Source organism: Mesomycoplasma hyorhinis ATCC 17981, from assembly GCF_000383515.1.
Taxonomy (GTDB): Bacteria; Bacillota_I; Bacilli_A; order Mycoplasmatales; family Metamycoplasmataceae; genus Mesomycoplasma; species Mesomycoplasma hyorhinis.
Map to the genome: position 1 here is coordinate 1 of NZ_KB911499.1, position 18268 is coordinate 18268.

Genomic DNA, 18268 nt, shown 5'->3' on the forward strand with positions numbered 1-18268 from the left:
TTTTCAAAGCACAAAAATCTTGAAGGTTTAATTTTTCACAGTGATCAAGGTTGACAATATCAACATAAACAATTTTCAGAAAAATTAAAACAAAAAGGAATAACTCAGTCCATGTCTCGAAAAGGAAATTGTTTAGATAATAGCATTATTGAATCATTTTTTGGGACATTAAAAAGAGAATGTTTTTATGGTCGCGAAAAAGAATTTTTAACTTTTAAACAATTTCACAAAGCAATTGCAAATTATATTTATTATTACAATTACAAACGAATTAAAGACAAAATAAAATGAATGTTTCCCATTAAATTTAGGGGAACATTCATTTCAAATTATAATTAATTTAATTATTTAAAATTTTATTAAGAAAAGGGTATCACCTCGAATGAGTAAATGACTTTCATAATCAAATAATTATTTACTTAATAAAAACAAAAAAATATTTGGTGTTTTTAAAAAAAAGGAATATAATTAAAAAACTAAATTTAGGACTATGAAGCATAAGGTTGCGATACACTAAAGAGAGTTGTTAGTTAGTTATCGGTTTTTATGTAGAGTCTGGTTTTAGAAAAAACCAAAGGAGACAACATTTTATTTTTATGGATAAAATTCAAATTAAACTAAAAGCATTTGATCATCGTCTAATAGACAATGCAACAGCGAAAATAGTTTTAGTTGCAAAAGAAGCAAATGCCGAAGTAAGTGGTCCAATTCCACTACCAACCAAAAAAGAAATCTTTACTATCTTGAGATCAGTTCATGTTAATAAAAAATCACGTGAGCAATTCGAAAGTAGAACACACCAAAGATTAATTATTGTTAAAACAAACAGTTCTAATTCAAAAGTATTAGTAGACAAAATTAAAAGACTACAACTAAATTCTGGTGTTAAAGTAAGTCTAGAATTATCATAGGAGAAACATGAAAGGTATTTTAGGTAAAAAAGTGGGAATGACACAACTATTTACAGAAGAAGGAATTAGCATTCCAGTTACTGTTGTAGAAGTTCAACCTAACGTAGTTACAAATGTTTTAACTAAAGATAAAAACGGTTATGAAGCTATTCAATTAGCAGCATTTGACAAGAAAAAAAGCAGATTTACAAAACCAGAATTAGGACATTTTAAAAAAGCTGATACTGAACCAAAACGTTTCGTTAAAGAGTTTAGAAATATGCAAGCTGAATTAGGACAAAAAGTAGATTTATCTATATTTGAAGAAGGTGAATTTGTTGATGTAGTTGGAACGTCAAAAGGTAAAGGATTTGCCGGAACTATTAAAAGATATAACCAACACATAGGTCCAAAATCTCATGGTGGAGGTGGAGGTTCTAAACCTATTCGTCAAACAGGATCAATTGGTGATATTTCAGGAAACAAAGTAGTTAAAGGTATGACAATGCCAGGTCATTTAGGACATGAAAGAACTACAGTACAAAATCTAGAAATTATTAAAATTGATTTAACAAATAACATTTTAGTTATTAAAGGATCTGTTCCAGGACCTAAAAAATCATTTTTAGTTATTAAAGAATCAGTTAAACAAGCTCCTAAAAAAGCAGCAGAAGTTTTAGTTGATTATTCACAAACACAATCAGAGGAGGCAACTAATGAATAAAAAAGAAAACACAACTCAAACAAGTAATGCCCCTAAAAAAGAAGTTATTAAACCAAGATCTTCAACAACTCACACACATGTACACAAACATACACATACTCATGTACATACTAAAAAAGTTGAAAAACAACCTGAAGTTCAACAAGTAAAAACACCTGAAAAAGCAACAACTCAAGCAAAAGTAGTTACAAAAGCAGCTCCAAAACCTGCAACAAAACCTACAGCTTCTGCAAAAACAGGCGAGAAAAAAGTTGAAATCAAGCAAACTAAAAACGTAGCAAAAGTAAATATTACAAATAAAGTTTCTTTACCAAATGAATTATTTGGAAAAACTGAAATTCACTCACAAGCTATTTTTGACACTATATTATATGAAAGAGGATCACGCAGAAATCCAACTCATAAAGTAAAATCAAGAGCAGAAGTTAGTGGAACAGGTAAAAAACCTTGAAAACAAAAAGGTACAGGTAAAGCAAGAGCTGGCTCTCTACGTTCACCAATTTTTGTAGGTGGTGGTCGTGCATTTGGGCCTACAAATAATAAAAATTACAAAATTAAATTAAACAAAAAAGTTCGCAAATTAGCTTTTGCCTCAGCTTTAAGTCAACTTGCTCAAAATAATCAAGTACTAGTTTCTGATTTTGCACAAAAAGAAATTTCAACTAAGACACTAGTTAAAAAATTAGCTTCTGAAAAATTAAATGAATTAAAAAATGTGTTAATTATTTCATCATCTTCAGAACTTTTCTTATCAGCTCGTAATTTACAAAATGTTAAAGTTACAAAATGAAGTTCAATTTTAGTAGAAGATTTAGTAAAAGCAGATGTGTTCATTATTTCAGAATCAGATATTAAAAACCTAGAAGGAAGATTTAAATAATGAATATAAATGAAATTATTAAAGCTCCATTGTTAACAGAAAAAACTCATTTACAAATGTCTGAAAATGTTTACACATTTAAAGTAGACAGAAGAACAAACAGAGCAGAAGTTAAAAAAGCTGTTGAACACATTTTTGATGTTAAAGTAGCAAAAGTAAATATCTTTAATGTACCTAAAAAACCAAAAAAATTAGGTCGTTTCCATGGATTTACTAATGCTTATAAAAAAGCTATAGTTACTATATCTCAAGGATCAATTAATTTCTATCCAGAAGATACTCAAGAAGAAAAAGAAGAAAAATTAAGAGCAGAACAAGAAATAAAAGCTAAAGAAACTACATTAAGAGAAAAAGCTAAAAAAATAGAAGAAAAAGTTGCCAAAAAATTAGCTCTAAAATCTAAATCAATCACAAAAGTAGAAGAAAAAGAAGTAAAATCAACTACTAAAGAAACTGCAGATGCTAAAGTTAAAAAAGCAACTAAAGGAGAGTAAATATGGCGATGAAAACATATAAACCTACAACCAATGGGCTTCGTAATATGAGCTCTTTAGATTATTCAAAAAACTTATCAGGACATACTCCAGAAAAATCTTTACTTGTTATCTTGCCTAAAAAATCTGGTCGTAATAACACAGGAAAAATTACAATAAGACACCAAGGTGGAAGAAGCAAAAGAAAATACAGAATTATCGATTTTAAAAGAAATAAATTTGATATTCCAGGTTATGTAAAATCTATTGAATATGATCCAAATAGATCAGCAAATATTTCTTTAATTAACTATGTTGATGGAGAAAAAAGATACATTTTAACTCCAAAAGATTTAAAAATTGGTCAACAAGTAATTTCTAGTGATAATGCAGATATTTTAGTTGGAAACTCACTTCCTTTATCACAAATTCCTGAAGGTACATTTATTCACAATGTTGAATTAAAACCAGGAAAAGGTGGACAACTTGCTCGTTCAGCTGGATCTTCAATTCAAATCCAAGGTAAAGATGAAGATGGAAAATATGTTGTTTTAAAATTAAAATCTGGTGAATACCGTCGTGTGTTATCTAAATGTAGAGCAACAATAGGTGTTGTAGGAAATGAAGAACATAACCTAGTTAACATTGGAAAAGCAGGACGTAATCGTCATTTAGGTATTCGTCCAACAGTTAGAGGTTCTGTAATGAACCCAAATGATCACCCACATGGTGGTGGTGAAGGTAAACAACCAATTGGACGTAAAGCACCACTTACTCCATGAGGTAAAAAAGCACTTGGAATTAAAACAAGAAATAATAAAAAAGCTTCAACTAAATTGATTCTTAGAAGAAGAAAGGATACTAAATAATGGCACGTTCATTGAAAAAAGGTCCATTTGCAGATGAGCATTTACTTAAAAAAGTAGAGGCGATGAATGAACAAAAAAACAAAAAACCAATTAAAACTTGATCAAGAAGATCTACAATATTTCCTGAATTTGTTGGACTCACATTTTTAGTTCATAATGGAAAAATCTTCAATGAAGTTTATGTAACTGATGATATGGTTGGACACAAATTAGGTGAATTTTCTCCTACAAGAACATATACAGGACATGGACAAGACAAAGGGAAGAAAAAATAGGTAGGCATTAGTTATGGAAAATAAATCACAACAAGCAAGAGCTAGTGTAAAAATGCAACGTATTTCAGCTCAAAAAGCTCGTTTAGTTGCACGTTTAATTAAAAAACAACCAACTACAAATGCATTAGCTATTTTACAAAATACAAATAAAAAAGCTTCATATTTCTTCATAAAACTATTAAACTCAGCTGTAGCAAATGCTGTTAATAACCATGGATTAAACGGTGATAGTTTAGTAGTTAAAGATGTAATTGTAAATGAAGGTCCAACACTTAAAAGATTTCAACCAAGAGCAAAAGGTGTTGCATATCGTATTTTAAAAAGAACTTCTCATTTAGCTGTAGTAGTTGAAGAAGTAAGTTTATTAGGAGATAAATAATTATGGGACAAAAGGTTAATCCAAATGGATTTAGATACGGAGTTACTAAAGAACATAATGCAATTTGATATGCTGATAAAAAAGACTTTGCTCCAAATCTTTTAGAAGATGTTAAAATTCATCGTTTTTTTGAAAAAATAACAAGAGAATATTTAATTGGTAATACAAAAATTCGTCGTGATCAAGATAACAAAGTAACAGTTGTAGTTTACACTGCAAAATTAGGTACTTTTCTAGGACAATCAGGAAGTAATCTTAAAAAAATAATTGAAGATGTTAAAAAATACGTTAAAAATAAAAAACTTGTTTTAAACATAGATGCAGTAGAAATTGAAAAACCAGATTTAGATGCAAAATTATTAGCTGAATCAATTGCAATTAAATTAGAAAACCGTGGATCATACCGTATGGCACAAAAATTTGCAATTCGTTTAGCACAAAAAGCCGGAGCTAAAGGTATTAAAACTAAAGTTAGTGGTCGTTTAAATGGTGTTGATATGGCTAGATCAGAAGGATATTCTGAAGGTGAAATGAAATTACACACACTTAGACAAGATGTTAGTTATGCAACAGCAACAGCAAGAACAACTTATGGAGCACTTGGAGTTAAAGTTTGAGTTTCATTAGGCGAAGTATTTGCAAAGCAAAATCAAGCATATAATGAAGAAGAACCAACACACAAAAAAGGTCCAAAAAGAGCAGCAAGAGTTAAAAAAGAAAGTACAAAGGAATAAAAATGTTACAACCTAAAAAAACAAAACACCGTAAAACATTTAGAGTAAAACATGACAAACGTGCTGCTTTTAGAGGAAAAGAAGTTTCATTTGAAGAATTTGGACTTCAAGCTACAACATCTCAATGAATAAGTGCAAGACAAATTGAATCAGCAAGGATTGCGATTACAAGAAGAATGGGTCGTGAAGGACAAGTTAACATAAGAATCTTCCCTCATCTATCTCTTACTAAAAAGCCTATTGGAGTTAGAATGGGATCTGGTAAAGGTTCAGCTGAAAAATGAGTAGCTGTTGTTAAAGAAAATACAGTTATGTTTGAAGTTGGTGGAGTTAAAGAAGAAATAGCTCGTGATGCACTTCGTTTAGGTGGACACAAACTACCAGTAAAATGAAGAATAATTAGCAAGGGAGAATAATGGAATTCAAAGATTTAAAGAAAAAAACTACTGAGCAATTAGAACAGTTATTAAATGAATATAAATCAGAGCTTTTTACCCTTCGTTTTAGAAATAAAACTCAACAACTAGATCATACTCATAAAATCAAACAAGTAAGAAAAGATATTGCCAGAATTTTAACAGCAATTAGACAATCAGAATTAGAACAAGAAAAAGGTAGAAAATAATGTCTCATTTTAATCATAAATCTCATAAAGATGCAAGTCAAAAAAGACAAAATACACGTAAAACTTTAACTGGAGTTGTAGTTTCTGATAAAAATGAAAAAACAATAATTGTTGCTGTTGAAACTTATGTTAAACACCGTTTATATCAAAAAAGATTCAAAAAAGTTAAAAAATTCGCAACTCATGATGAAGAACAAAAAGCAAAAGTTGGAGATGTAGTTAGAATTGCTGAAACTCGTCCATATTCCAAAACTAAATCTTTTAGATTAATAACTATTACATCTTCTAAAGGAGATAAATAATGTTACAAGAACAATCAAGATTACAAGTTGCAGATAATTCAGGTGCAAAAGAAGTTGGTTTAATTAGAAACTTAGGTGGTTCTGTTAAGAAAAATTCTAATATTGGTGATGTTATTGTGTGTTCTGTGAAAAAAGCGATTCCAGGAGGAATTGTTAAAGAAGGCCAAGTAGTTAAAGCTGTTATTGTTCGTTCAGTTTATGGAATTAATAGAAGAAATGGATCACGTATTAGATTTGATGACAACGCTGTTGTTATCATTAAAGAAGATGGAACACCTAGAGGAACAAGGGTGTTTGGTCCAATTGCTAGAGAAATCAGAGATAATCAAAAATTTGCAAAAATCGTTTCATTAGCACCTGAAGTTTTATAAAAACTTGTTTGCTAAAATCATTTGCAAAACAAAACAAATTAATACATTCTTAAATTTTTACAAAGGAAAATGATGAAAATTAGAAAAAACGATGAAGTTTTAGTTATCTCAGGTGATGATAAAGGAAAAACAGGTAAAGTATTATCCGTAAACGCAAAAAAACAAACAGTGGTAGTAAAAGATATTAATAAAGTCACAAAACATAAAAAACCAAATCAACAAAACACCGAAGGTTCTATTTCAATTTATGAGGGACCAATTCATGTTTCTAAAGTAGCGATTGTAACTAAAAAAGCATCTAAAGACAAACCAGCAGAAAAATCCAAAATCGGCTACATTTTTAAAGACAATAAAAAACTTCGTATAGCAAAAACTACAAAGAAGGTAATTTAATATGAACGCTTTAGTACAACACTATAATTCAAAAGTAAAAGCTGCATTAAAAGAAAAATTTAACTATTCTTCAGATATGCAAATTCCAAGAATTGAAAAAATAGTTTTAAATATGACAGCTGGTAAAGAAGTTACTAACTCAAAAGCTATCGAAGAAGTTATGAATGAAATGTCTTTAATTTCAGCACAAAAACCATATCAAACAGTTGCAAAAAAATCATTAGCTTCTTGAAAATTACGTCAAGGAATGCCAATTGGAGCAAAAGTAACACTAAGAAGAGACAATATGTGAGACTTTTTAGCAAAACTTATTAATGTTTCCATTCCAAGAATTAGAGATTTTAGAGGAGTAAATCCAAAAGCATTTGATGGTAGAGGGAACTTTTCTTTAGGTGTTAAAGAAATGATTATCTTCCCAGAGATTAGTTTTGATAAAATCCGTAAATTAAAAGGTTTAGATGTAATTATTGTAACCACAGCTAAAACTGATAAAGAAGCTCGAGCATTATTAGAACTCTTAGGCATACCATTTGCTAAGAAAGCATAATAAAACAAAAAGGAAAGTACATGGCAAAAAAATCATTAAAAGTAAAAGCAGAAAAGCATCCTAAATTTAAAGTACGTGCTTATACAAGATGTCAATTATGTGGTCGTCCACATGCTGTATTACGTAAATTTAAAATTTGTAGAATTTGCTTCCGTGAACTAGCTCACAAAGGACAAATACCAGGTATTAAGAAAGCGAGTTGATAATATGATAATCACAGATCCAATAGCAGATATGATCACAAGAATCAAAAATGCCTTCACACGTAAACACAAAAATGTTATTATTCCTCATTCTAAGAAAAAAGAAAGAATCTTACAAATCTTCTTAGATGAAGGATATATAAAAGGATTTACTGTATCTGGTGAAGTTAAAAAAGAAATTAATGTTGAGCTTAAATACAAAGGAAATACAAGTTCAATTGTTGGAATTAAAAGAGTTTCCAAGCCTTCTTTAAGAGTTTATTCTTCAGCTTCTGATTTACCTAAAATTGTATCGGGATATGGAACCGTTATAGTTTCAACATCTAAAGGATTATTAACTGATAAACAAGCAAGAAAGGAAAATGTAGGTGGTGAAATCATTGCTTACATTTGATAATTAATATGTCTCGTGTCGGAAATCGTGTTTTACAAATACCAGAAGGTGTTGAAGTAAACATTAACAATTCTTTAGTAACTATAAAAGGTAAATTAGGAACATTATCAAGAGAATTTTCATCATTTATTTCAATTGAAAAAGTTGAAAACACTCTACTTACTAAAAGAACATCAGAAGAAAAAAATATTAAACAATTACACGGAACTACAAATTCATTATTACAAGGTATGTTAACCGGAGTTTCTAAAGGATTTTCTAAAGAATTAGAAATCAAAGGTGTTGGTTACAGAGCAACATTAAAAGATAAGACTTTAGAATTATTATTAGGATATTCACATCCTGTTTTGGTTGACTTACCTCAGGATTTAACTTTAGAAGTACCAAAACCTACAGTTGTTGTAGTAAAAGGAATTGATAAACAAAGAGTTGGTGAATTAGCTGCACAAATTAGACAAAAAAGAAAACCAAATCCATATTCTGGAAAAGGTGTTGCATACAAAGATGAAGTTATTAGAAGAAAAGAAGGGAAAAAAGCTTCTAAATAAAGCTAAATAATTATGGCAAAACAAACAAGAAATCAAGCTAGAATTGTTAAACATAAAAGAATTTTAAATAAACTAACTTCTAATTTAACAACCAATCAAAAACTCAGAATTGGTGTTTATAAATCATTGAATCATTTTTACGCATATGTTTTTGATCCTGTATCTGCAAAAACTTTAACTTCAGCAACTACACTTAAAAAAGAGTCAAAAACCAAAGGTGGAAATATTCAAGCAGCACAATCACTTGCTCCTTTATTTGCTAACAAACTTAAAGAGTTAAAATTAGATCAAAATGAATTTATTTTTGATCGTTCAGGTTATTTATATCACGGTAGAGTAAAAGCTTTTGCTGAAGCTTTAAGAAAACAAGGAATTAAGTTTTAATTATGGAAAATCAAAAAAAAGAAGAACAAGTAGTAAAAACAGAAAAAATGAAATCTACACAAACAGTTGTAGTTTCTAAAGAATCTGTTGATAAAAAACAAGCTTCAGATAAATCAAATGCTTCAAAAAATGAAGCTAAAACCTTTAAACGTAAACCTGGATTTGCTAAAAAAGATAAAACTCAGTTTCAATCAGAATTTGAAGAAAAAGTTATTGACATAGCTCGTGTTACAACAGTGGTTAAAGGTGGACGTCGTTTCTCATTTTCAGCTTATGCAGTAGTTGGAAATAAAAAAGGAAAAGTAGGATATGGACACGGAAAAGCAAACGAAGTTCAAGACGCAATTAAAAAAGCAGTTAAAGATGCACAAAATCGTTTAATTACTGTGCCAATTGTTAACAAATCAACTATTCCACATGAAATTTCAGAAAAATTCTTAGCTTCAAAAGTTTTATTAAAACCTGCTCCAAAAGGAAAAGGAATTATTGCTTCTAATACAGTTCGTGCTGTTGTTGAATTAGCTGGTTATACAGATATTTATACAAAAACACACGGATCAAGAACAAAAATCAACACAGTGCATGCAACAATTAAAGCTCTACAAAAATTACGTACAGTAGAAGATATTGCTTGAGCTAGAGATATTGAAGTTGAAAAATTAACTCAAAATTAATAAATTAGTAATAAGGAAATAAAATGTCAAAAATACAATTACATAATTTAAAACCAACTGAAAATTCTCGTCCAGATAAGCACCGTAAAGGTAGAGGTCATGCAGCAGGTAAAGGAAAACAAGCTGGTAAAGGGCAATCAGGACAAAGAAAAAGAGGTAAAGTTCGTCTTGGATTTGAAGGGGGACAAAACCCTTGATACAGAAGGGTGCCAAAAATTGGATTTAACAATGTAAATTCAATTAAATACCAAACAATTTCTTTATCAGATTTAGATAAAAAATTCACAAATAATGAAACAGTAACTTTCGAAAAATTAGTTGTTAAAAGACTTGTGAGAAGAAAGTCTTTACCTGTTAAGTTATTAGCAAATGGTAAATTAACTAAAAAATTAATAATTGAAGTAAACGCAGCTAGCGCAAAAGCTTTTGAATTTGTAAAAGCTGCAGGAGGATCAATAGAGGTTAAATAGTGCTTAAATTTTTAACAAAAATTCTCGGAAAAGTTTTTGAATACAGTGCAAATAAATATATTAATTTTAAGCATACTTTTTCTACATTATGAAAAGAAAAAGTATTACTTAAAAAGATTTTATTTACACTTTTAATGCTCTCAATTTTTGTTGTTGCAGGAACAATTACCATTCCAGGATTAAGACTTGTTAATGCAAACGCTATTGATCGAAATTCATTTTTAGGAATTATAAATATTGTAGGTGGTGGTGGATTATTAAATTTCTCCATTGTTGCCTTAGGAATTGGACCATTTATTACAGCTTCTTTAATAATGTTAATTGCGCAAACTAAGTTAGTACCACCAATTCACCGACTTAGTCAATCCGGTCCTCATGGAAGACAAAAAATTAATATTATTACAAGATTACTAACTTTTTTAATTGCAGCAATTCAAGCTATTGTTTTAGTTAGAACTGTAATTGGCAATCAAGCATTACGTTTTGTTGCCCTTGAAAATGATTCTAGTTTTTATCAATATTTTATAATTCCTTTTATATTAGTTGCAGGTAGTTTGTTTGCGTTGTTTTTAGGTGAACAAATTACAAACAAAGGTGTTGGAAATGGAACATCTTTAATTATTTTTTCAGGTATTGCTGTAAGATTGCCAAGTCAATTTAAAGTTGCTTTTGAATACTTTGTTGATTCTTCTAATTCTTCAGCGATTATTAATGATATAGTTTTATATTTTTCATATTTATTGGGATTTTTTGTTTTGATTTTAATAGTAGTTTTTGTTTATTTAGCAGAAAGAAAAATTCCAATTCAGCAAACCGGTTCAGGAATGTCAAAAAATATTAAAGAAATTTCCACACTACCGCTCAAACTCAATCCTGCAGGGATTATGCCTAATATTTTTTCGTTAATAGTAGTTTCTTTACCTTCATTATTTACAGGTTTTTTAGATCCAAACACATCAGCTACTAGACATTGAATTCAAACTCATATGCAAGTGAATCAACCAATTGGGTTAACTATTTTTATTGTTGTTAATATTATTTTTGCAATTGTAATGGGATTACAACAATCAAGAGTGGATAAAATTGCAGAAGATTTTGCTAAAAATTCAACTTTTATTCCAGGAATTAGACCAGGAGAACAAACAGAAGATTACTTAATTGGAGTTGTTTTTAGACTATCAATTTTTAGTGCCTTTTACTTAACGATTTTAGGAGTAATTCAACCAGTTGAGCAAATGCTCGGTATGCCACAACAAATTACATTTGGTGGAACATCGGTAATTATTTTAGTATCAACAGCAATTGAAACTATGTCACAAATTAAAGCACGTTACGATGCTGAAAAAATTATTGTCAAAAGAAAAAGAATTGATAAATCTTCAACATTAGCTTCAAAAACTACTAAAAAACTATTAAATAATAAAGACTTATTATGATAAAAAATAACAAATTAACAAATAAAGCATTAAATTTAATTTTTCTTGGCTCACCAGGATCTGGTAAGGGAACACTAGCTGGTATTTTAAAAGAACAAAAGCAAATTTTGCATTTATCAACAGGTGATTTATTCCGAGCAAAAATAGCTTCAGATGAAGAATTTGCTTTAAAAATGAAGCAAATAATTTTACAAGGACTTTATGTTCCTGATGAAATAACAAATAACATTGTCTTAGATTATCTGCAAAATGCTAACTTAGAAAACGGCATTATTTTAGATGGTTATCCAAGAACAATTACTCAGGCAAAGTTTTTAGAACAAAATAATTTTAAAATTGATTTTGTTGTTTATCTACAAACTTCTGAGAATATTATTTTAGAGCGTTTATCACTTAGAAAATATTGTCCAACTTGTCAAAGCACTTATCATGATAAATTCAAACCAGCAAAAGAAGGAAAATATTGTTTTAAAGACAATACTGTAGTGCAAAGAAGAAAAGATGATGAACCAGAAGCAATTAAAAAAAGAATTGCAATTTATCAAGAACAAACAGCACCTTTAATTAACTATTACGCAACACAAAATCTCTTAATTGAATTTGATGCAAATCAAGATTTAAACAAGCTAACAGAAGAAGTTATTACTACTTTATGAAAATTATAAAAACCGATCAAGAAGTTCAAAAACTAATTAAAGCTGGTCAGCTCCTGGCAGAGGTAAAACAAATTATTTATGACCTTGTAAGACCAGGTGTTTCTTTAAAAGAATTAGATGCCATCGCTTTTAAAGAGATCGAAAAAAGAAATGCTAAACCTTCATTTTTAAACTATCAAGGTTTTCCAGCAACAATTTGCGCTAGTGTTAATAATGTATTAATTCATGGTATACCAACGGATTATGTAATTCAAGAATCTGATGTTGTCTCCATTGATTTGGGTCTTGCTTTTGAAGGATTTCACGCTGATAGTGCCTTTACAAAAGCAGTAGGTAAAGTATCTTATCAAGATCAAAAAATCATTGATGTTGCTGAAAGTGCATTTTGAGCAGGATTCAACGCTATTAAAAAAGATGCTACAACTTTAGACATTGCTAATGCAATTTTTAAAGTAATCAAACAAAATAATTTATACACGCCTAAAGAATTTTCTGGTCATGGAATAGGTCGTACACTACATGAAGAACCATATGTTTATAATTATCCAAATAAAAATGAAGTTATTAAACTTCAAGATAATATGGTAATTTGCATTGAACCGATGATTTTACAAAATTCTGCAAAGGTCAAAATTTTAAAAGATGGCTGAACAGTAATTGCAGCATCTAATAAAAACGCAGCTCATTACGAGCAAACGGTTTTAATTAAAAATTCAAAAGGAATAATCCTGACAGGAGAAATAAAAAAATAGATGTCAAAAGAAGATAAAATTATTTTCAAAGGAGTAGTAACTCAAGTTTTTAACACCCAAGAATACGAAGTAGAGTTTGAAAATGGACACAAAGTTATGGCTCACGTTGCTGGAAAAATGAAGCTACATCGTATTAAAATAATTGTTGGAGATCATGTGCAAGTAGAACTTTCTGGATATGATCTTAGCAAAGGTAGAATAATTTATCGTTATAAATAATTTATCATTTACATAGGAGAAATATGAAAGTAAGAGCAAGTATTAAAAAGATTTGCAATGACTGTAAAATTATCAAACGTAAAAGTACAAATAGAGTAATTTGTAAAAGCTCACCAAAACACAAACAAAGACAAGGATAAAAAGACAAGGATAATGAAATATGGCAAGAATATTAAATATTGAAATACCAAATGATAAGCGTATTGTTATTGCACTAACTTACATTTTTGGTATTGGAAAATCAAGATCAAAAGAAATATTAGCAAAATGTAACATTAACGAAAATGTTAGAACTAAAGATCTTTCAGAATCACAACTACAAGCAATTAGAGAAGTAGCAAAAGATTATACAACTGAAGGTGATTTACGTCGTGAAGTTCAATTAAACATCAAAAGAATGATAGAGATTAAATCATACAAAGGTATCAGACACAGAAAAGGACTCCCAGTTAGAGGACAAGTTACACAAAAAAATGCTCGTACCAGAAAAGGTCCTAGAAAAACTGTTATGGGTAAAAAGGATAAATAATTTTTAAAGGATTAAATAATGGCAGTTAAAAAAGAAAAACCAAAAAAAATTAAGAAAAAAAATATAACCTCTGGTATTGCTCATATTCATTCAACTCACCAAAATACAATTGTTACTTTTACAGATCTTAATGGAAACGTTATTGCTTGATCTTCTTCAGGTGCTATTGGTTACAAAGGAACCAAGAAAAAAACTCCTTATGCAGCTTCTTTAGCAGCAGCAGCAGCAAGTGAAGGCGCAAAAGAACACGGAATTAAAGAAGTTAAAGTAGAATTAAAAGGTCTAGGACCTGGTAAAGATTCAGCAAGAAAACAAATTGAAGTTTCAGGAATTAGTGTTATTGAAATTAAAGATGTAACTCCAATTCCTCACAATGGAACAAGACCTCCAAGAAAAGTAATTAAAAGATTAACTAAAAGATAGAAAGTAGGTATTTATAATGAAAAAAAGTGCAAAAGTGTACTACATTGAAAATAAAGCTGAACATCTTTCTGATTTTGAAACAACATTTGAATTACAACCTCTTGAACGTGGTTTTGCTAACACATTAGGAAATTCGCTAAGAAGAACAATTCTATCATCTGTTCCTTCAGTAGCGGTTTTTGGTGTTAAAATTGAGGGTGTAGAACACGAATTTTCAGTAATAGATAAAGTTCGTGAAGATGTTGTTACAATTTTAAATAATCTTAAAAAATTACGTTTTAGCTTCAAAAAAGAAGTATTTTTACAAAATGAAATTCAAGTAGCTTCCTTTGATGGAAGAAAAGTTGGAAAAATTACAGGAGCTGATATTTTAGTAAATTCAGCACTTGAAATTGTTAACAAAGACCAAGTCGTTGCAAATACTTCCGAAGTTGGAGCTTTAAAATTTGAAATGTTTTTAACTTATGGTCGTGGTTTTGTTGATTTTGAAACAAATAAAAGAAAAATTCAAGAACTTGGTCCTGCATTAGAATCTAAATTAGGTTATGGTCAAATAATCGCTGTTGATTCTGACTTTTCAGCTGTTGAAAATGTTAAATTTTCATCTACTGAATTAAACTCTTCAAATCCAATTGTTGAAGAAAAACTAACTTTTTCAGTTAAAACTGATGGAACAATTTTAGCCAAAGATGCACTTGCTGAAGCTGCTAAAATTTTAATTGCACATTTAAAATTAGTTAGTGATACAGCAAATTTAGATGCTGAAGTTGATTCATTTTTTGAAGAAGTAAAACAAAAAGAAGAAGCACCGAAGAAAAACTCAGCAGATTTAACTACATTGGATCTCACAGTTAGATCATTAAACGCGCTTCGTAGAGCACAATATTATAAAATTTCTGATTTATTAGAACTTACCTTAGAAGAACTTGAAAACATTAAAAATTTAGGTAAAAAATCAGTAGAAGAAATAGTTGAAAAATTAAAAGAACATAATTTAGAACTTAAAAAAGGAGAATAAAAATGGCAAATCCACATCAAATTTATAGTCGTGATGCAACTTGAAGAAAACATGTACTTCGTTCATTGGCTACCCAAGTTATTTTACATGGCAAAATAACAACAACACTTCCAAGAGCTAAAGAATTAAGAAAACATGTAGAAAGATTAATTACAAAAGCTAAAAAAGATACATTAGCTGCAAGAAGATTAGTTTTAGCTTATGTACGTCACGAAAAAACCAAAGATGGTATTGAAATAATGCCATATTTATTCAAGACCATTGCACCTAAATATAAAGACCGTAATGGAGGTTATACAAGAATTGTTAAATTACCTCCTCGTTTAGGTGATAATGCTAAAATGGCTGTTATTGAATTGGTATAATTTAAAATAAGTTTTTTAATAACTAATAAATAATAATACTCTATAAAAACCACTAAAATTTAGTGGTTTTTTCTTTATTTTTAAAGCTTTTTATAAGTTTAATATATTAATTAAATTCTAATTTTTATCTTGTAAATATTTTTGTATGTTATTTAAATAATTAAACTCTTTTTTAAGTTATCTTTTTGTTGCTATATGTTTTTAAAAAAATGTCTAATATTTTTAAAGTCTCATTTTTATTACTTTGCTCATTTTTTTTAGATGATAATCATCATCTAAAGATTAGTTCCAAATCAGATTTTTTATAAACTGCTAATAAAAAATATCTTTTATTCTTGAAAATAAAAGTTCTTCTCCATCTTCTTGGTTTGTATAATAATCTTTTGCCTCTTTTCATTTTTTCAAACAAAATTCTAATAAGTTTATATTTAGTATTAGCTTTTTAAAAACTGAATTTTTTGGTATTTTCTACAAATGTAATAATTTTTTTTGCTTTAATAAGCAATAGTACTTGCGGATTTTTATATCAAGATATAATGCATTGTTTTTATCAATAACGATATAACATCACTATTTAAAACATCATTTATATAAGTAATATCAGTATCAGTTAATTTCTTATTTAAGTTCATAGTGTTTAAAAATACCATATAAAGTTATAAATTTTATTAACATAATTTTGATTTATAAGTTCTAAAATCAAGTTATATTTAGTATTTTTATCTTGTAAATAATAACTTTTAGAAAAATTACAAACTCAATTTTTTCATATTTATTTAATAATCTAAGAATATATCTTGAAGAAAAATCATCAATTTGTGTATGTGGCTCTCATTTTCTATATTCTTTTATTTCTGAACTTTTGGCTTCATTTATGAAGGATTTTCACAAAACTTTTTAAGTTCCCTTTGTAGTTCTACTTTAATATCATTAAAAATTTCAAATAAACCACCTTCTCGATTTTGTGTTTTATCATACTTTTTTAAAAATATATTTTTAAAAGCTACAATAGCAAATGTTTTATCATTATCTAAATTTAAAGAATTTTTTTAATAAAATTTGTATATATTTTTCACTCATTAAAAATACTTTTTAATATCTTAATATCACTGATATAGTTGCAAACTATATTTAAAACTTTCTCATATGGTGGATAAACAAATTTATACAAATTTGAAACATTACAATTTCATCTGCAATTCTCTAACTCATTTTTTGAATCAGGCTATCTGCTATTGTAATAATAGGAACAATAAAATCAAAAATTTACTTCTATTTTCTACATTAAACAACTTATTATTAAGCATATAAACAAATTCAATAACTTCAAAATTACGTTTTGTATCTTTAAATATATTAAATTTTTTAAATTTGAAAATTTTAGTTATTATTTGCATTGGCTTTTAACTTATTTTTGATCACTTTGTTTGTAAATTTACTATAAAATTTAATTCTATTAATTTGATTAAAATATTTATATTATCAAACCTATATAAATCTTCAAAAACTACAACATTAGCTTTTGAATTAATTAAAATATAAGCAAATTCTTTAATATTTTTATCTAATAGACTTTTATCTTCTGTATTTTTATGTAAATCCATTTCTAGACGCTTTAAGTTGATTTTACTTCTTTTATATTTTTTATACTTAAAAAATATATAGAAAAATAGATGATAGAAAATAAATCAACTAACAAAAAGAATATATTAATTTATCTCATATAGGAAAGATGCTTTTTTTAAATCCAATACCAATAATAACAATTATAGAAATAATAAAAATTGATAGCAGAAATATAAAAAACATATAAACCGATAAAGAAAAATGTTTTTTAAGTTTAAAGTTAGAGAGCGGAATTAGGCTATTTTATAATTTAACTCAAAATTTGAAATTCTATTTTGTTGATAAAATCACTTTCATTTGTTGGTTTTTTCATCACTATAAAATCCCACATTTACAGATATAATTTTATCTTCAATTTTTTCATTTTTTACATATGTATTTCAAGTAGTTGTTTTTCCAGAACCATAAACACCAATGATTCCTATATTTTTTATATCTTTATTTTCTTGTGATAAAGCAAATCAATATCTTCTTTATATGGTTTGAAGCTTTTGATTTTTAAATTAATTGGATTTAATTTTTTGATAAGTTTTTGTCTTTGTATTGTCTACTTTTCTTCTTTTTTTATATATATTTCAAATTTTTATTTCTGTTTTTTATAATATAAAACAAATTTAATAATTATTATATATAATTAAAATAATTTTTATAATTGAAAAATTGTTATTAACAAAAATATTCTCAAAATAAGGAAATTATGAATTCTGATATGACAAAAAGATTAGTGCCAAAAATAAGATTTAAAGGTTTTTTTGACACTTGACAACAGTGTAAGGTTGGAGAGTTGTTTGAATTAGATGGAGGAGGATTTGTTTCTAAATATGAAATTCAAAATAATCCTGGCAAGTATCCTGTTTATTCATCGCAAACCACCAATAATGGAACAATGGGTTATATAAGTTCATATAAATATGATTTAGAATGTTTAACTTGAACCACCAGAGATTATGCTGGTGTAGTGTTTTATAGAAACGAAAAATTCAGTGTTTCTAATTCTGGTTTATTAATTTTTAAAAGAAACATAATTTACAATTATCGATATTTTTTATTTGTTTTTCAAATGGCAGATATTCAAAAATCAATGACTGCAGGGAACATTCCACAATTTA

At 28.0% G+C, this 18268-nt stretch carries 33 protein-coding genes; 31 read left to right on the top strand and 2 right to left on the bottom strand.

Annotated features, from left to right (window positions below):
* From F801_RS0103315 to rplQ, 30 genes are all read left to right on the top strand, one after another.
* Positions 1–339: IS3 family transposase (locus F801_RS0103315; RefSeq protein WP_020104651.1), on the top strand; the 339-nt coding region annotated here is incomplete at its 5' end.
* Positions 340–596: 257 nt separating this feature from the next.
* Positions 597–911 carry a 30S ribosomal protein S10 gene (gene rpsJ, locus F801_RS0103320; protein WP_013302225.1) on the top strand — a complete coding sequence of 105 codons (315 nt, stop codon included), beginning with the start codon at positions 597–599 and terminating at the stop codon, positions 909–911.
* A 7-nt stretch (positions 912–918) separates the two neighbouring features.
* Positions 919–1614 carry a 50S ribosomal protein L3 gene (rplC, locus tag F801_RS0103325; RefSeq protein WP_013302224.1) on the top strand — a complete coding sequence of 232 codons (696 nt, stop codon included), beginning with the start codon at positions 919–921 and terminating at the stop codon, positions 1612–1614.
* On the top strand, positions 1607–2494 hold the full coding sequence (rplD, locus tag F801_RS0103330; RefSeq protein WP_013302223.1) for a 50S ribosomal protein L4: 888 nt from the start codon (positions 1607–1609) through the stop codon (positions 2492–2494). The genes rplC and rplD overlap by 8 nt, the downstream gene beginning before the upstream one ends.
* The gene (gene rplW / locus F801_RS0103335) at positions 2494–2988 is read left to right on the top strand and encodes a 50S ribosomal protein L23 (RefSeq protein ID WP_014335582.1); all 495 of its coding nucleotides are present in this window, start codon (positions 2494–2496) and stop codon (positions 2986–2988) included. The genes rplD and rplW overlap by 1 nt, the downstream gene beginning before the upstream one ends.
* 2 nt (positions 2989–2990) lie before the next feature.
* Positions 2991–3836, top strand: coding sequence for a 50S ribosomal protein L2 (rplB, locus tag F801_RS0103340; protein ID WP_014335581.1), 846 nt, complete (start codon positions 2991–2993; stop codon positions 3834–3836).
* On the top strand, positions 3836–4111 hold the full coding sequence (gene rpsS / locus F801_RS0103345) for a 30S ribosomal protein S19 (RefSeq protein WP_013302220.1): 276 nt from the start codon (positions 3836–3838) through the stop codon (positions 4109–4111). The genes rplB and rpsS overlap by 1 nt, the downstream gene beginning before the upstream one ends.
* Before the next feature lie 13 nt (positions 4112–4124).
* Entirely contained in the window at positions 4125–4490 is a 366-nt protein-coding gene (rplV, locus tag F801_RS0103350; protein WP_013302219.1) for a 50S ribosomal protein L22, read from the top strand.
* 2 nt (positions 4491–4492) lie between these two features.
* Positions 4493–5224, top strand: coding sequence for a 30S ribosomal protein S3 (rpsC, locus tag F801_RS0103355; RefSeq protein ID WP_014335580.1), 732 nt, complete (start codon positions 4493–4495; stop codon positions 5222–5224).
* 2 nt (positions 5225–5226) lie between these two features.
* Positions 5227–5640 (top strand): 50S ribosomal protein L16, encoded by a 414-nt coding sequence (gene rplP / locus F801_RS0103360; protein WP_013302217.1) that lies wholly within the window; start codon positions 5227–5229, stop codon positions 5638–5640.
* Positions 5640–5849, top strand: coding sequence for a 50S ribosomal protein L29 (gene rpmC / locus F801_RS0103365; RefSeq protein WP_013302216.1), 210 nt, complete (start codon positions 5640–5642; stop codon positions 5847–5849). The genes rplP and rpmC overlap by 1 nt, the downstream gene beginning before the upstream one ends.
* Positions 5849–6151, top strand: coding sequence for a 30S ribosomal protein S17 (gene rpsQ / locus F801_RS0103370; protein WP_013302215.1), 303 nt, complete (start codon positions 5849–5851; stop codon positions 6149–6151). Before rpmC ends, rpsQ begins: the two co-directional genes overlap by 1 nt.
* Positions 6151–6522, top strand: coding sequence for a 50S ribosomal protein L14 (gene rplN, locus F801_RS0103375; RefSeq protein WP_013302214.1), 372 nt, complete (start codon positions 6151–6153; stop codon positions 6520–6522). Before rpsQ ends, rplN begins: the two co-directional genes overlap by 1 nt.
* Positions 6523–6594: 72 nt before the next feature.
* Complete coding sequence (gene rplX / locus F801_RS0103380) at positions 6595–6915, top strand: 50S ribosomal protein L24 (protein WP_014335579.1); 321 nt, start codon at positions 6595–6597, stop codon at positions 6913–6915.
* A gap of 1 nt (position 6916) precedes the next feature.
* The gene (rplE, locus tag F801_RS0103385) at positions 6917–7462 is read left to right on the top strand and encodes a 50S ribosomal protein L5 (RefSeq protein ID WP_013302212.1); all 546 of its coding nucleotides are present in this window, start codon (positions 6917–6919) and stop codon (positions 7460–7462) included.
* A gap of 20 nt (positions 7463–7482) precedes the next feature.
* Positions 7483–7668, top strand: coding sequence for a type Z 30S ribosomal protein S14 (locus tag F801_RS0103390; protein ID WP_013302211.1), 186 nt, complete (start codon positions 7483–7485; stop codon positions 7666–7668).
* A 1-nt stretch (position 7669) separates the two neighbouring features.
* Positions 7670–8062 carry a 30S ribosomal protein S8 gene (gene rpsH, locus F801_RS0103395; protein ID WP_013302210.1) on the top strand — a complete coding sequence of 131 codons (393 nt, stop codon included), beginning with the start codon at positions 7670–7672 and terminating at the stop codon, positions 8060–8062.
* Between the two features lie 5 nt (positions 8063–8067).
* Entirely contained in the window at positions 8068–8607 is a 540-nt protein-coding gene (gene rplF, locus F801_RS0103400; RefSeq protein WP_014335578.1) for a 50S ribosomal protein L6, read from the top strand.
* Between the two features lie 12 nt (positions 8608–8619).
* On the top strand, positions 8620–8991 hold the full coding sequence (rplR, locus tag F801_RS0103405) for a 50S ribosomal protein L18 (protein WP_015084173.1): 372 nt from the start codon (positions 8620–8622) through the stop codon (positions 8989–8991).
* A 2-nt stretch (positions 8992–8993) separates the two neighbouring features.
* Positions 8994–9665 (top strand): 30S ribosomal protein S5, encoded by a 672-nt coding sequence (rpsE, locus tag F801_RS0103410; protein WP_014335576.1) that lies wholly within the window; start codon positions 8994–8996, stop codon positions 9663–9665.
* 23 nt (positions 9666–9688) lie between these two features.
* Positions 9689–10135 (top strand): 50S ribosomal protein L15, encoded by a 447-nt coding sequence (rplO, locus tag F801_RS0103415; protein WP_014335575.1) that lies wholly within the window; start codon positions 9689–9691, stop codon positions 10133–10135.
* Positions 10135–11574 carry a preprotein translocase subunit SecY gene (gene secY, locus F801_RS0103420; RefSeq protein WP_014335574.1) on the top strand — a complete coding sequence of 480 codons (1440 nt, stop codon included), beginning with the start codon at positions 10135–10137 and terminating at the stop codon, positions 11572–11574. Before rplO ends, secY begins: the two co-directional genes overlap by 1 nt.
* Entirely contained in the window at positions 11568–12236 is a 669-nt protein-coding gene (locus F801_RS0103425; protein ID WP_014335573.1) for an adenylate kinase family protein, read from the top strand. The genes secY and F801_RS0103425 overlap by 7 nt, the downstream gene beginning before the upstream one ends.
* Positions 12224–12979 carry a type I methionyl aminopeptidase gene (gene map / locus F801_RS0103430; protein WP_013302203.1) on the top strand — a complete coding sequence of 252 codons (756 nt, stop codon included), beginning with the start codon at positions 12224–12226 and terminating at the stop codon, positions 12977–12979. The genes F801_RS0103425 and map overlap by 13 nt, the downstream gene beginning before the upstream one ends.
* Positions 12980–13198 (top strand): translation initiation factor IF-1, encoded by a 219-nt coding sequence (gene infA, locus F801_RS0103435; protein WP_013302202.1) that lies wholly within the window; start codon positions 12980–12982, stop codon positions 13196–13198.
* Between the two features lie 23 nt (positions 13199–13221).
* Positions 13222–13338: a 50S ribosomal protein L36 gene (gene rpmJ, locus F801_RS04270; protein ID WP_013302496.1), complete on the top strand. Its 117-nt coding sequence runs from the start codon at positions 13222–13224 to the stop codon at positions 13336–13338.
* A 20-nt stretch (positions 13339–13358) separates the two neighbouring features.
* The gene (rpsM, locus tag F801_RS0103445; protein ID WP_013302201.1) at positions 13359–13727 is read left to right on the top strand and encodes a 30S ribosomal protein S13; all 369 of its coding nucleotides are present in this window, start codon (positions 13359–13361) and stop codon (positions 13725–13727) included.
* Positions 13728–13745: 18 nt separating this feature from the next.
* Positions 13746–14150 carry a 30S ribosomal protein S11 gene (gene rpsK, locus F801_RS0103450; protein ID WP_014335571.1) on the top strand — a complete coding sequence of 135 codons (405 nt, stop codon included), beginning with the start codon at positions 13746–13748 and terminating at the stop codon, positions 14148–14150.
* A gap of 16 nt (positions 14151–14166) precedes the next feature.
* On the top strand, positions 14167–15168 hold the full coding sequence (locus tag F801_RS0103455; protein WP_013302200.1) for a DNA-directed RNA polymerase subunit alpha: 1002 nt from the start codon (positions 14167–14169) through the stop codon (positions 15166–15168).
* A gap of 2 nt (positions 15169–15170) precedes the next feature.
* Positions 15171–15533 carry a 50S ribosomal protein L17 gene (gene rplQ / locus F801_RS0103460; protein WP_013302199.1) on the top strand — a complete coding sequence of 121 codons (363 nt, stop codon included), beginning with the start codon at positions 15171–15173 and terminating at the stop codon, positions 15531–15533.
* Between the two features lie 172 nt (positions 15534–15705).
* Here the strand turns inward: rplQ and F801_RS04390 are convergent, their stop codons facing one another.
* Both F801_RS04390 and F801_RS0103480 read right to left on the bottom strand, forming a co-directional pair.
* Positions 15706–15930 carry a hypothetical protein gene (locus tag F801_RS04390; protein WP_196227757.1) on the bottom strand — a complete coding sequence of 75 codons (225 nt, stop codon included), beginning with the start codon at positions 15928–15930 and terminating at the stop codon, positions 15706–15708.
* 1006 nt (positions 15931–16936) lie between these two features.
* A complete protein-coding gene (locus tag F801_RS0103480; RefSeq protein ID WP_334199020.1) occupies positions 16937–17239 on the bottom strand; it encodes a YobI family P-loop NTPase in 303 nt (100 codons plus the stop codon).
* 617 nt (positions 17240–17856) lie between these two features.
* On the opposite strand from F801_RS0103480, the gene F801_RS0103485 reads away from it, so the two are divergent.
* Positions 17857–18268, top strand: a 412-nt coding sequence (locus F801_RS0103485) for a restriction endonuclease subunit S (protein WP_020104653.1), incomplete at its 3' end; no start/stop codon positions are given.